The organism is Desulfosporosinus sp. Sb-LF (assembly GCF_004766055.1).
Taxonomy (GTDB): domain Bacteria; phylum Bacillota; class Desulfitobacteriia; order Desulfitobacteriales; family Desulfitobacteriaceae; genus Desulfosporosinus.
Genome location: NZ_SPQR01000004.1, coordinates 154,658 through 169,341, shown reverse-complemented (window position 1 = coordinate 169,341; position 14,684 = coordinate 154,658). Strand labels below are relative to the sequence as shown.

Here is a 14,684-nt window from a genome sequence, read left to right as displayed (position 1 = left end):
GACCGAATCGAACAGAAGTTGGACACGGTGAACCTCTTGCGCTTTGCCTAATATCATCGATGGTTTACGGGTAGGACTAAAACGTCAAGGTTTACGGCAAACTGACTATATGTCAAGAATTTGGCCTATGAATAGGAATGCAAAGGAGAGAAACTGTGAAGAAACCATTAACTTATATCGGTGCCGCGTTACTTAGTCTAGCGATGATCCTAAGTGGGTGCGGAAGTCAAACCTCGCCAATGGCTGATAAACAATCTTCAGAGGTGGAAAACTTGGCCGTTCAGCAGGTTATTGCAGCTCCCGTCTACAAACGAGTCGAGGTAATTTCCTCACCAGAGATAGCACAACAACTTCTCGTTGAGGGAAATCGGCGTTTCACTTCGGGTACGCCCTTGAGTAAGGACTTTAGTTATACAAGACGAAGCGATTTGATGAAGAATGGACAACACCCATTTGCCATTATTGTGAGTTGCTCAGACTCAAGGGTACCACCCGAACTTTTATTTGACCAAGCCCTCGGTGACTTATTCGTCGTCCGTGTTGCGGGAAATGTCGTTACCCCAGTCGAATTGGGAAGCATAGAGTATGCGGTTGAACATCTAAAGGCTCCTTTAGTGGTAGTTCTAGGTCATGAGGAATGCGGTGCTGTCACAGCAGCTGTGCAGGGCGGTGAAACACACGGTAGTATTGCAGCAATCATTGAGAAACTTAAACCCGCAGTCAATGAGGCTAGGGCTACAGGGGCAACTGGCAAAGAATTAATAGAAAAGAGTACTGATCTAAATATTCAGGATGCTCTTACGGATATCTCCAGGAGTCCCATTGTTAAAGAGGGTATGGAAGCAAAACAAGTTAAAGTTATAGGCATGAAGTATGATCTCGATGAGGGTTTGTCAAACTTGATTAAGGATTAGATTCATCAACAGATTTAGAATCTTTTTATTGCATAAACAATATCACCTTTCCACAATGGACACAAAGGCTTCTGCTAACGTGATAGATTTTCGATAACTTAAGATGACTAACCAAATATGAAAGGCACTATCAGAAACACGTTGTATCACTCACCATAGCGGGCTGGGTTTAAGATTCCCTGATGCTTCGAGAAATTCTCGGGTTTGGAGTGCTTTCACATCAGTCCGTTTTAGATTCTTTCACACGAGCACTTCATTCCTTTAATATAATTATTGATAATAACTATATTAAACAAGTTGATATTGTTTTTTGAAACCTTAATATTTAAGGTTTATTTGTAATTTTGGAAAAGTAAGGGTGCAGATAATGCAAATAGATGTCGATAATATCTTCGTCAGAAAAATGTATCGTAGTGCGTCTATATTAATAAGTGAAACCATTGAAGCACTCAAGTCTAAGAGGAAAGGGACAAGCATAAAGTTTGGAAGGAGGTTATTGGGAGTATTTAGGCTAAGGACATCATGAAGAGGTCACATATAGAAGGATTTACACTATTGATAGAGAAGGGAAGAATAAGGAAAAGAGAAAGGTGGAGGATTGCATGCAGAAGAATTGGCGCCGTATCTTAGCTGTGATGGGAGTTGCTCTGTTGCTTATGCAGATGATTACTGTGACAGCCCTAGCGGGAGAAAGCAGTTCATCGCCAACGACTCAGGTTTTAGCCGTGCCTGAAATCACGTTAGAAAAAGCGATTCAAATCGTGAAAACCAACTTTGACGTGCCTAATGAATACACTGATTTTAATTCTACCTACAATACCAACGATGATCGCCAAGTATGGTCTCTACACTGGAATGGTACGGCGCAAAGTCCAGGGGATTTTGCGGCTGAGGTTAGTGCCGCAAACGGTGATATTTTGAGTATAAACTATTGGAAAGATGTTCAACAAGCGAGTAAAAACGGGGAAAATCCAACGATTACAAAACTTCGTGCTCAGGAAATAAGTGACGCTTTACTGACTCGTCTGTTGGGCGAACGAGCTAAACAAGTACGGCTTCTTCCAAGTGATCAAATGCTAGTGCCAGTGAGTAATTACAGCCATATTAATTATTCGTTTCAATATCAAAGACTCATTAACGACTTGCCTTTTCTGAGTAATGGTGTGAATTTACAAGTGTCTAGCATCGATGGGCACATCACTTCTTATAACTTTAATTGGAGTGACGTGAAAGCGCCCGAGCCTAAGGACGTGGTCAACGTCGACCAGGCTCAACAAACTTTCGCAGTAGCACCCTTTTTCAAACTTGAATACTGGGTTCCAGCTTCCTATAAACCGCTGGTTGCTGGCCAAAAACAAGAAGTTAAACTTGTTTACCAATTAACAGGCCAAAGCGGGGGAGCGATCGATGCCTTCACGGGGAAACCACTTCAGGTTGCTCCGGGAGATTGGCTGTCAACTGATTTTACAATGAGTGGTGGAATGGGCAGTGCTAAAGAGGACCGGGCTGGCTCAATCTCAAATGGGACAATCGTCCTGACTCCACAGGAACAACAAGAAGTAGAACGTACTGCCAAGCTCCTTAAAAGAGACGAGGGGATTGCTGCAGTACAGCGTTGGATTGGGATACCCGATAACCTAATACTACGCAGCGCTAATTTGGGTGTTGACTGGCGAAGTGCGGATAAACGCGTCTGGAGTTTTGACTGGAACAACACTGGGTCTGAAACAGGGGAAGGAAAGGCTCAATTCCTTAGTGCTAGGGTCAGTGCCTCAAGCGGTGAGTTGCTTGGTTTTAATATATCTTATCAGCCATCCGGGAAGACTGAGGCTAAACTCGACCGGGTTGCAGCGCAAAAGTTAGCCGAGGAGTTCCTCAAAAGGGTCCAGTCCGACCGGTTTAGCCAAGTGGCTTTGGACCCCGAAAATAACTCCGATGGTAAAATGAGCCCTGAACCGAGGAACATACAATCGTTTTCATATCATAGAGTGGCCAATGATGTTGATTTCCCGAATAATGGCATGACTGTCAATGTCGATCCTGTGACGGGCTTGCTCACCGGTTATGAACTCAATTGGTCAGATTTTGATTTGCCGGATGTTTCCGGAATTCTCAGTAAAGATACGGCTGTAGCGTCCTTTCTGAAGGCGCGCCCTCTATCGTTGGTTTATGTCCGCATCTATTCCAATGGCTTGCCAGGGAGTTTACGTTTGGTTTATCTTCCTGTTGCGCTAGACCGTAGTCTTCCACTCTCCAACATAATCGATGCTAAGTGCGGCGAAATGCTTGATTACCAGGGGCAACCCCTAGAGAAAGGACCAAAACCCTATTTTTTTACGGATCTGGCGGGGGTTAACGGAGTCCAAGAGCTAGCAGCACTGGGGGAAGCAGGATTATTCGGTGATTTTGGTGATAGTTTTAAACCTTCTGAGAACATGAGCATTAGTTCGCTGTTACGTGCGATGTATCTTAGCAGGTCAGGTTTATGGGGAAATACTGGTCTTACAGAGATTGAAATCTTGACCAAAGCCAAGGAACAAGGATGGTTAAAGGAAGACCTTCAGCCTGGAGATCCGGTCAATCGTGAACTTTTGGCTAAAGTCTTGCTTCGTTATATTCAATTAAATAAGTTAGCTGAACTCGACGGGATTTATAAAGTCAATTTCCAGGATGCTGCGCAAATTAGCCCAGATGCTTTAGGTTATATTGCCCTTGCGAGCGGCACTGGCATACTCAAAGTAGAGGGGCAGGTGCTGGGTCCTCAAGAAGCAGTAAACCGTGGCGAAGCCGCAATTGCTCTCTATAGGGCACTGACCTGGCGTAGTTGATGTTAGTCGTATTCTTCATTTCCCAGTATTATTTTGGGCATTTTAGCTAACAATAACTGGGAAATCGAAGGAGGTGCTATAAATGGAAGCTGGAGTAAGAAACAAGATTTATGGTGTCATTGAAGAAATCAAGACCGATGAGCTTATGGCCTTGGTCAAAATGAGTGTTGAGGGTTGAAACAATGCCCCCGAAGTCGCGTCCGTGATGACGCGGGAAAGCCTCGAAGACGCTGGTTTTAAAGAAGGAGATACAGTAGAAGCTCTAATCAAAGCTATAAACGTGGTATTTGTAAAACACTAATTAGTATTATTCTATTCAAACTTAGTAAAACGGGTAGGTAATTCTGTATTCTATGAATTACCTACCCGATTTTTTTTCACCTTCTACGTTAATCTACACATCGGGTCGATTCTTGGCAATGTCAAATTCTCGTAAACTTTTTAGGTTCAATTAATGCTATAATTACCAATATAATTAGATATGAATTCAGATGATTGCTCGAAGATGTGTGAATAAGGCACGGGAGTGAAGATTTTGAACAAGGATTTGAAATATGTCGGAAAAACATTTCCAATTCATGATGCGACTCAAAAGGTGAGGGGAGAATTGGTGTATGTTAGTGATATGAAATTGCCCAATATGTTGTATGCAAAATTGCTATTAAGTCCAATTGCCCACGGGCTAATTACGAAACTTGATACAAGCAGAGCGAAAGCGCTTCCTGGAGTTATAGGAGTTTTTACGCATATAAATACCCCAAACAAACCTTACAGTCGCTATCGGATTGTTCCTAATCAAGAATTTTGTACGGAGGATGAGCGCCTTTTTACTGAAAAGGTACGATTTGCAGGAGATCGAGTTGCTGCGGTGGTAGCTACCACCCTAGAAATTGCCAAGGAAGCCGTTTCCCTGATTAGAGTGGATTACGATGTACTACCTGTTCTGAGTACTCCAGAGGAAGCTCTACTGGATTATCAAACGAAAATACATCCAAACGGGAATTTGATCCATCAGTTTACTTACGAACTAGGAGAAAAGACTCCAATATTTAATGAGAACATCTTTGTGGAGACCTCGACCGTTACTCAAAAAGTGCATCATGCAGCGCTGGAAACCCATGTCTGTGTGGCAGACTACAACAGTTCTGGAAAGCTTACCATCTGGGCTGCTTGTCAAGGGGCTTTTGGCGTTAGAACAATTGTCGCGGATTTGCTGGAATTGAGCTATAACAAAGTAAGAGTCATCAAAATGCCCACTGGAGGTTCTTTCGGCGGAAGACAAGAAGCGATCATTGAGCCGATTACCGCTTTTTTAGCCAAGGCGGTTAGACGTCCTGTCAAATTAATGTTTAATAGGGAAGAAAGCATTATCGCTACTATGACGAGACCTGCAACGAGTACTAGTATACGAACAAGTGTCACAAAAGGTGGAATACTGGTCGATTGCAAGGTTGATAGCGTTATAGATGCTGGAGCCTACGCTACCAGTTCTGTGGACAATGCTTTTGCAATGTCCAAGAAAACATCGAGATTATATAGAATCCCTTATTACAAACATCATGGAAGGATTGTATATACCAATACACCGGTTGGAGGTGGGGCAAGAGGGTGGGGTGCTCCTGAAATAATGACTGCTCTGGAAATCCATATGGATGCTGTAGCCAAAAGGTTGATGTTGGACCCTGTAGAATTCAGACTCAAGAATCTTGTTCATCCCTATGATATTGATAAAGCTTCCCACTTTTCACTGGGAAATGCTCAGGTAATTGAGTGTTTGAAAAAAGGGGCTGAAACGTTTGGTTGGAGCAACCGATATAAGAGGGATCCGGGTGACGGTAGGTATCGCCGGGGGATAGGATTTGCCTGCGCAGCCCATAAAAATGGTATGTACGGCGGTTTTCCTGAACATAGCACCATGACCCTGAAAATGAATGAGGATGGCAGTTTCATTTTGAATACTGGTCTACATGATATTGGCTGTGGAACGATTACTTCGATGAAACAGATTGCCGCCGAGGTATTAGATCTTGATCCAAGTTACATTACCGTTTTAGAAGCAGATACAGACTATGGACCTTATGATTTTGGTTCTTATGGGAGTAGAGTTACCTATATTTGTGGTGCCTGTGCCTATGAAGTAGCTAAGATGGTTAAAGAGAAACTATTGGAATGTGCATCCCTTATTATGCAGAAGCCTAAACTGTCTTTAAAGGCAGAAGACGGAAAAGTATTGGTTATTGGAAATGAACAACATGCCCTAAGTTACCGTGAAATTGCGACGACCGCTAAAATCATGGATGATACCGACATCGTGATTACGCATACCTATCATGGGTCGTCTAATCCGGGTGTATATGCCGTACATTTCGCCGAGGTCGAGGTTGACACAAAGACTGGCAAGGTCAGTGTTACAGATTATCTGGCAGTTCATGATATTGGAAAAGCAATAAATCCTGGAATGGTCGAAGGACAGATTCAGGGGGGCGTTCAGATGGGGATAGGCTACGCCTTATTTGAAGAAGTAAGGGTAGGTAGAGACGGCAGTATCCTGAACAGCAGTTTCAAAAACTATCATGTGATTAATGCTCCTGATATGCCCACAGTCAAAACGTTTTTGATTGAACAAGGAGGAGATGAAGGTCCCTTCGGTGCCAAAAGTGTGGGGGAAATAGCCTTCGTTCCTGTTGCTGCTGCTGTGATCAATGCTGTAAACAATGCTCTTGGGACAGCCTTATCAATCATGCCACTGACACCAGAAAAAATATTGACTGCCTTAATAGCCGATCAGTCTTTAGAAGTCGAAATAGTTTAAGATAAGGGTGGAAAAGTTATGCTTATAGAGTTTACGGTTAACGGAAAAGAGCATACGATGGATATTCGTCCAACCATGAGATTAGTTGATTTGTTGAGAGAGGAACTAGGACTAACGGGGACAAAAGAAGGATGTAGTGAAGGAGAGTGCGGCTCTTGCACAGTCATTATGAATGGAAAAGCGGTTAATTCTTGCCTTGTCCTAGCACCTCAAGTCAGAGGTAAGGAAATACTTACCATCGAAGCACTGGAAAAGGACGGACAGTTAGATAGACTACAGGAATCCTTTATTAATAACATCGCAGTTCAATGTGGCTACTGTACACCGGGAATGCTCATGTCCGCAAAAGCCTTACTAATGGCAAATCCTCATCCAACCGAAGAAGAAATTAAGCTCTCTATAGCGGGTAATCTCTGCCGATGTACTGGCTATAACAAGATCGTCCATGCGATAAAGGCTGCTTCTGAGGGCATTTGAATCATACGTTTGACAGGAACTTTATAGAGTTTGAAGAAATAATTAGTATGGGAGAGATTCAATGCGCTACGATTTTGACCAAATAACCGACAGGAAAGACACTGGTTCCATAAAATGGGATTTTAATCAACGGTTTTTTGGTCGCGAAGACATTTTGCCGATGTGGGTCGCTGATATGGATTTTCCTGCCCCAGATGACGTGATTGAGGCATTGGTGAACCGTGCGAAGCATGGAATATACGGTTATTCAGACGGAACGGACGAATATTACCTGGCGCTCATTGATTGGACTCAGAAGAGGCATGGTTGGGTGATCCAAAAAGACTGGATTACATTCAGCCCCGGAATTGTTCCAGCATTAAATGAATTAGTACGGAGTTTAACTAAGCCTGGGGATAAAGTTCTTATTCAATCCCCAGTTTATCCGCCTTTCTTTCAGGCGATAAAAAATCATGGCCGTGAGGTTGTGAATAGCCAGCTAATCTTGGAAGACGGTCGGTACACCATGGATTTTGTGGACTTGGAAGAGAAGTTTACAAGTGGTGTTAAGATGATGATTCTTTGCAACCCGCACAATCCTGTTGGGCGAGTGTGGGGACGAGGAGAACTGGAACGCTTAGGAAAACTTTGCGTAGCTCAGGATGTCCTAGTCATTTCTGACGAAATTCATGGTGATCTTATCTATGAGGGTTATCGACATATTCCCTTCGCCTCTCTATCTCCAGAATTGGCCGAGCAATCGATTGTTTGCACAGCCCCTAGCAAGACGTTCAACCTAGCTGGTTTGCAAACCTCGAACTTGATTATTCCGAATTCCACGCTTCGACAGAGCTATCAAGCATCACTAGATTTGACCGGAATTCATCATCCTAATGTGTTCGGCATAACGGCAATGGAAGCAGCCTATCGTCATGGCTGGGATTGGCTGGAACAGCTAATGCACTATTTGAAGGGAAACGAAGAGTTTTTAGTATCCTTCCTTGCCCGAGAGCTGCCCCAGATTCAGGCGATCCGACCTGAAGGAACCTACCTGATGTGGCTTGATTTTAGGGCATTGGGGATGGAACCGAAGGAATTACAGAAATTCCTAGTACATAAGGCGGGGGTAGGCTTAAATGCCGGTTACCTATTTGGACCTGGAGGAGAAGGCTTTGCGCGGCTCAATTTGGGTTGTTCCCGCTCAGTGATAGAAGAAGGATTACAGCGCTTAAAAACAGCGGTTATAGAGTTGGACTAGATTAGATTCCTGATTTCTATCTAGGAACTTTAAATGTTTAATCTAGAACTTGGCCCAATAGTAAAAGAATAATATAATACTGATGATTTTCTACAACAGAACAGCCGTGACTTTGAAAAGTCTACGGCTGTTCTGTTTTCCATATGCACTTAGTCTAAGCTACTCATCATTAGATAAGTTTAGCATTTTGAATACTTCTTTATAAGTAATGTTCACGCCATATATTTCTGGGGCATCACATAATTTTCTTAGACATTGCAACTACGCGCTGTCATGCGAATTTGGTAAATTTTCGTATTCCTCACCCATGAATACATCCTTTAATAGACTATTAAATAGATAAGATGCCTAAGGGGGGAGTGCCATTGAACCAGCTTCTTGAGATACATGATGTAGGAATGAACTATCAATCCCTCAATGGGGAGATAACGGCTCTTGATAATATCAACTTTTCGATTCGTGAAGGAGAGTTTGTAAGCATTGTCGGTCCAAGCGGATGCGGCAAATCCACCTTGTTATCGATCATATCTGGGTTACTGGCCCCAACCTCCGGGACCGTCTTGCTTAGTGGTGAGAAGGTCACGGGGACATCTCGAAAGATCGGGTACATGTTGCAAAAGGACCATCTTTTTGATTGGAGAACCATTTTTCAAAATGTCATGCTCGGACTCGAAATTAGAAGAGAAGTGACAACTGAAGCAAAGGAACGTGCCATGGAACTCCTTAAGACGTATGGACTTTACGAATTCAGAAACAAATATCCGAACCAGCTTTCAGGCGGGATGAGACAACGAGTCGCCCTTATACGAACCCTTGTCACTAATCCGCAAATCCTTCTTTTAGATGAGGCCTTTTCGGCACTGGATTATCAGACACGACTTGTGGTCAATGATGATATCTATGCCATCATCAAAAAAGAGAACAAAACCGCTCTTCTTGTCACTCATGACATTGCAGAGAGCATTAGCATGGCAGACCGCGTCGTTCTCTTATCTAAGCGACCCGGTACGGTGAAAAACATCTATGAAATCGACTTAAGTTTGGATGATAGAACACCCTTATCCTCGCGGGAAGCGCCAAAGTTCCAGCAATTTTTTCAGGAGATATGGAAGGGGCTGGATGTCCATGTCTAACATAGATCAAGAAATCCTTCACTTGGTTAAGGTTCCAGATGTTTCTCAAGAACATAAAGACTATTTACGACGGGTCAAGATGGAAAAACTATGGATTAGAGTCATTCAATTTATGATTCTGACTTTAGCGCTAGCACTTTGGGAAATCTGCGCCAATGCTAGAATTGTAGACCCTTTCATAACTAGTCAGCCCTCAAGAATCGCCATAACTATTATTAGGTTGTATGAAGAGGGGGTGCTTTTTCAGCACATTGGAATTACCTGCCTTGAAGCAATTGTTGGATTTGTCTTGGGAACACTTTTGGGCACGGTGATCGCTATACTCTTATGGTGGTCAGAATTTCTGTGTAAAATCTCAGAACCTTATTTAGTGATTCTTAACAGTTTGCCCAAAATTGCACTTGGACCTGTGTTTATCGTATGGATCGGTGCAGGCTCTGCGGCAATTATTATCATGACGTTGGCTATTTCTCTCATTGTCACGGTATTAGAGGTGTTAAACGGTTTTTTGGCGATTGACCAGGAAAAAATCAAACTCGTCCAAACCTTTGGGGGTACAAAATTGCAAGTGCTGACGAAAGTGTTACTTCCGGCATCGTCTCCGACGATTATCAATGCACTTAAGATCAATGTTGGATTATCGTGGGTCGGGGTCATCGTGGGAGAATTCTTAGTATCTAAAGCAGGGTTAGGCTACCTCATTGTATACGGGGGGCAAGTGTTTAAATTAGATCTTGTTATGACAAGTGTCATCATTCTAGGGGTAGCAGCGGCCTTGATGTATCAGGGGGTGGTTTTTCTTGAGAAAATCCTTGTGAAAAACAAACAATAAATAATTCCTTTCGAGAAATTCCGTATTCGCGAGACCTTTCGAGAAATTACTTACACAACTCAAAAGAAGAGGAGGATCATTATGAAAAATAGGTTTATGCTTGTACTTATTGTGCTACTCTTGGGGATGTCCTTAGTTTTAACAGGGTGTAGTGATCAAATTGGGCTTACTAAGGTTAAATTGTCTGAGGTCACACACTCCATTTTCTATGCTCCGCAGTATGTAGCCTTAACTCAAGGGTTCTTCAAGGAAGAAGGGCTCGAAATTGAGCTTTCCAATGGGCAAGGTGCGGATAAGGTCATGACTGCGGTGTTGTCAGGTCAAGTCGACATTGGATTCGCCGGACCTGAAGCAAGTGTCTATGTCTATAATGAAGGCAAAGAGGATAATAGTGTGGTGTTTGCCCAACTCACAAACGGGGATGGAACCTTTCTAATGGGTAGGAAGCCCGAACCAAACTTCCAATGGAGTGATCTTAAAGGCAAGAGTGTTATTGGCGGACGTAAAGGCGGAATGCCGGCCATTGTCCTCGAATACGTCTTGAGTAGAAATGGGCTTGTGCCAGGAAAAGACGTATCCGTCGATACCACGATGCAATTTGCAGCTATGCCTGGTGCTTTTATGGGGGGCAAAGGGGATTATGTCATAATCTTTGAACCAACAGCTTCTAGCATGCAGAAAGAGGGTAAAGCTTATATCGTAGCCTCTCTGGGTAAAGAAAGTGGTGACGTGCCCTATACTGCATATTTCACAAAGAAGAGTACGATCGAGAAGAATCCAGAACTAATTCAGAAATTTACGAATGCAATTTATAAGGGTCAGCTTTGGGTAGCAAATCATACTCCAGAGGAAATTGCCAAGGCTATAAAACCTCAATTTCCGGACGAAAACGAAGAGGTACTCGTGAGCTCAGTTAAACGTTATAAAGAACAGAACACTTGGAAAAAAGACCCTGTTCTTAATGAAAAGGATTTTTATCTTCTTCAACAAATCATTAAGGATGCGGGAGAACTCAATAAGATCGCTCCTTATGAAAAAGTGGTAACGGGAAAATTTGGTGAAAAGGCGATTAAAAACTTCAAATAACCTAGGGTTGGGATTAGCAATTAGGGATTAAGCTTTACGCTTGATCCCTTTTTTCGTGGTATTATCTTATAGACCATTTTTCTTCATCGTATGATAAGATAAGGATACGACAGGAAGCTTTGAACGTGACAGAAATCAGACCGAAAAACGCCGTACTTTTAATGGAAACAACTTAATGAAGGAGTTATGTAATGTCTGCTAAACAACCTATTGGATTTAGTGTTATATTAATCCTTATTTCTACCTTGGGGTTTAGTGTTTACCCTATTATGGGGAAGTTTGTATTTGCTGGTGGAGCGGGCCTTTCTACTGTATTATTTGTTCGATTTACGATAGCCGCCCTTTTTTTCTGGACTCTCACAATTTGGAGAGAAGGATTTCCCAGATTACCCCTTAAAACATGGCTAACTTTATGGGGCATGGGAGGAATTGGCTATTCTATGATGGCGGGGCTCTACTTAACTTCTGTACGTTATATTCCAGCGTCTTTAGCTGCTTTGCTCCTGTATGCATATCCCATCATTGTCACGGTTATTGCGATATTGAGTAAACAAGAGAAATATTCTAGTCATAAACTTATGGGTTTAATCCTATCAACATTAGGCTTAGTCTCAGTACTCGGGGTAGCACTGCAGGGAATTAATTTTTTTGGGGTTACTTTGGCACTTGGGTCTGCATTTGTCTATGCGATTTACATTCTCGTAGGAAATAAAGTATTACAGACAACGACATCGTTAGTAAGTACGACCGTAATATCCACTTCCGCTGCACTGACATATGGGGTCATAGGACTTCCATTGGGCGGGGTGACGTGGAATCTCTCCTGGGGCACGTGGATGTGGATTGGGGGCATAACTCTGTTCTCAACTATTATAGCCATGCTCACATTTTTCCAGGGTATGAAGCGCATCGGTGCAACGTCTGCATCGATTATTAGTACCATGGAACCTGTGATGACTGTTGGTTTAGCCGTGATATTGCTTGACGAACATCTCACTCTTTTACAAGTGTTTGGGGGAATTTTTGTTGTCCTGGGGGGGATTTTAGCGGTTTTGTCTCCTTCTCCCAAAGTTACGATAGAGGTAAGATCGGCTCAGAATAATTTTCAGTAGCTTTTCGTGCGAGTTTTCAACAAGGTCATCTATCACACAATGTTACTTAAGTCATGCAAAAATGTACCCTTAGACATAGCCTGAAAGCAAAAAGCCGGTTTTCCTTAGAGTAGGAAAACCGGCTTTCGTTTACTTATAAATTCCTCCATAGAATTATGGCCTCATAAATATGATCTTTTTCATGTGATTAAGAGGGACCTCTAAAAAGAACCATCCTTTTATTACCGTGTCTTTGAAAATCCGAACTATAATTATGCTAATTAGCTTTCATGGGAATTCTATTAATCAGTTGTCGGATGTTTAGTGGCTTGTGATTGGTTATCTAATCTCAGGCGCTCAAGTTCCAAGATGTATATTTTCTCCGTTAACTCTTGATACTTCGTTCTTAAGGCGTCGTTTTTAACTAAAAGATCTTCGACTTTCTGACCATAATCCTCTTTAATTTTCTGCATCATTTCTAAAACTCGACGTTCAGACTCCAAAAGGGTTTTATCCACTTCGAGTGAGTGGACTTCCTGAAGCTGTTGTATAGTTTTTTCGTAGGTTGTTCGCACTTCTTCTTCGTGCTTAAGAGCCGTTTCTTCAGCCTTTGTTCGACGTTCCTCTAGGTTAGTTATGGTTTGCTGCGCTATCCCCAATTCTGCTTGGAGATTGGCAATGATCTGCTGATAAGAAGATGTTTGTCCTCGGAGCTCTGTGATCTTAGCCTTTAAGGGATCCACTGCTGCAGCTTTCTGCTCCAAGTTTTCCAGCTTCTGACCTAGTAAATCAACCGTCACCCGGTTCGTTCGATTTGTATCCTCTAACTCTTGGTTACGAGCTAAGGTTTCTTGTAGTCGATTTTCAAGTTCTGATTGGGCAGTAGATCGTTTTTCCAACTCCTTGGTTATATTGCTGTTTTTCGCTTGAAGATCTTCCTGCTTTTCTTTATGCTGCGCTTTCTGAGTTTCAAGATGTTCGGAAAAGTCTCTTTTTAGATCTTGTACCTTTTGGAGAGACCCTAGAAAGATGTTCTCTGCTCGGTTCAGATGATACCGGATTTGCTGCATGTCGTCACTGCGATCCAAGTCGCTACCAGATTCCAGCTCTGAATAATAACGGGTTACCATCGCTGCAAATAAATCTTTGTGATTCAGTCCAGTCTTCTTGGTTAATTCTTGAACCCTTTCGGTGACATCCGTGGTTGTTTTGACAGAATATGAATCAGGTTTTGCGGTCGTGGTTGTTTCTTCGCTCATATTTCTTCCTCCTCAGTTTACCAAAGGTATATAACAATTATTGAGTAGTAATACATTGCAATGGTATACTTGTATACATTAAGTATACCATTGGTGCAAAATGGTTTAAAGTATTATTTTTTTCCTCAGATTAAGGATGATTTTTAGGTGATATTGCGCTAAACCCTTGAATTCTACTAGTAGATTTCACTTATAAAACGAATGTTACACAACGGGAGTGTGTCACATTGGCGGAAAGAGCGAAAACCCAGACGTACCATAAGGTTCAGGTTTTTTTCCGTCTTCATAAATTAATACGATTATTCTTTAATGTGTCATAAATATATGTTAAACTTGTTTATGACACATAAGGACATTTCTTGGTTTCAATACCAATTATTTAGGGGTAAGGCCCCAGTAGTTATGGAGAAAGACGGAGGATGGCATCACATGGAATTTGTCGAACCAATACGGGATCGAAAAAAGATAGAGGGAATAAAAAAGCTCCTTAGAGGGAGCAATTTGAGAGATTATGCACTTTTTACACTTGGCATCAATTCTGGGCTTAGAGTCAGTGATCTCCTAAAACTGAGGGTTTCTGATGTCTTGGATGAGAAAGGGAAGGTCAAAGACCGAATTACCCTCCGCGAGAAGAAAACAGGAAAGACTAAGGCGTTTCCGTTTAGCGATACGGTTATTAAAGCTCTGAAAGAATATTTAGCAGATTTCCACCCAGGGGCAGCCTTATTTCCTTCTCGTAAGGGTGGCGAGTCGATCACCCGGCAACACGCTTATCGAATCATTAATGAAGCGGCGAGGACCGTTGGGATACAAGATAAAATTGGTACCCATACGTTACGCAAAACGTTTGGATACCATGCTTACATTGCTGGAGTTGACGTGACCCGTATTCAAGCTTTACTAAATCATTCTTCACCGAAAGAAACTCTTCGCTACATAGGCATTACCCAAGATGAATTGGATGATGTCTACTTAAATCTTAATTTATGACCTTTCGATCGTTCTATTTGGACTG

11 protein-coding genes are annotated in these 14,684 nt (G+C 42.4%); 10 read left to right on the top strand and 1 reads right to left on the bottom strand.

All coding sequences use genetic code 11. The annotated features are described in order from the left end of the window. Positions 1-155 precede the first annotated feature (155 nt). From E4K68_RS07250 to E4K68_RS07210, 9 genes are all read left to right on the top strand, one after another. Positions 156-914: a carbonic anhydrase gene (locus E4K68_RS07250; RefSeq protein ID WP_135378271.1), complete on the top strand. Its 759-nt coding sequence runs from the start codon at positions 156-158 to the stop codon at positions 912-914. A gap of 602 nt (positions 915-1,516) precedes the next feature. Then, entirely contained in the window at positions 1,517-3,742 is a 2,226-nt protein-coding gene (locus E4K68_RS07245; RefSeq protein WP_135378270.1) for a YcdB/YcdC domain-containing protein, read from the top strand. A 526-nt stretch (positions 3,743-4,268) separates the two neighbouring features. Then, the gene (locus E4K68_RS07240; RefSeq protein ID WP_243450292.1) at positions 4,269-6,554 is read left to right on the top strand and encodes a molybdopterin cofactor-binding domain-containing protein; all 2,286 of its coding nucleotides are present in this window, start codon (positions 4,269-4,271) and stop codon (positions 6,552-6,554) included. 18 nt (positions 6,555-6,572) lie between these two features. Continuing rightward, positions 6,573-7,031 (top strand): (2Fe-2S)-binding protein, encoded by a 459-nt coding sequence (locus E4K68_RS07235; protein ID WP_135378268.1) that lies wholly within the window; start codon positions 6,573-6,575, stop codon positions 7,029-7,031. 61 nt (positions 7,032-7,092) lie between these two features. Then, positions 7,093-8,268: a MalY/PatB family protein gene (locus tag E4K68_RS07230; RefSeq protein WP_135378267.1), complete on the top strand. Its 1,176-nt coding sequence runs from the start codon at positions 7,093-7,095 to the stop codon at positions 8,266-8,268. A 365-nt stretch (positions 8,269-8,633) separates the two neighbouring features. Beyond that, on the top strand, positions 8,634-9,401 hold the full coding sequence (locus E4K68_RS07225; protein WP_135378266.1) for an ABC transporter ATP-binding protein: 768 nt from the start codon (positions 8,634-8,636) through the stop codon (positions 9,399-9,401). Then, positions 9,394-10,233 (top strand): ABC transporter permease, encoded by an 840-nt coding sequence (locus E4K68_RS07220; protein ID WP_135378265.1) that lies wholly within the window; start codon positions 9,394-9,396, stop codon positions 10,231-10,233. Before E4K68_RS07225 ends, E4K68_RS07220 begins: the two co-directional genes overlap by 8 nt. Positions 10,234-10,314: 81 nt before the next feature. Next, positions 10,315-11,319: an ABC transporter substrate-binding protein gene (locus E4K68_RS07215; protein WP_135378264.1), complete on the top strand. Its 1,005-nt coding sequence runs from the start codon at positions 10,315-10,317 to the stop codon at positions 11,317-11,319. 191 nt (positions 11,320-11,510) lie between these two features. Then, positions 11,511-12,431: a DMT family transporter gene (locus E4K68_RS07210; protein WP_135378263.1), complete on the top strand. Its 921-nt coding sequence runs from the start codon at positions 11,511-11,513 to the stop codon at positions 12,429-12,431. A gap of 281 nt (positions 12,432-12,712) precedes the next feature. On the opposite strand, the gene E4K68_RS07205 is transcribed toward E4K68_RS07210, so the two are convergent. Further along, complete coding sequence (locus tag E4K68_RS07205) at positions 12,713-13,669, bottom strand: hypothetical protein (RefSeq protein ID WP_135378262.1); 957 nt, start codon at positions 13,667-13,669, stop codon at positions 12,713-12,715. A gap of 429 nt (positions 13,670-14,098) precedes the next feature. Between E4K68_RS07205 and E4K68_RS07200 the strand changes: the two genes are divergently transcribed. After that, entirely contained in the window at positions 14,099-14,659 is a 561-nt protein-coding gene (locus E4K68_RS07200; protein ID WP_135378261.1) for a site-specific integrase, read from the top strand. Positions 14,660-14,684: the final 25 nt, after the last annotated feature.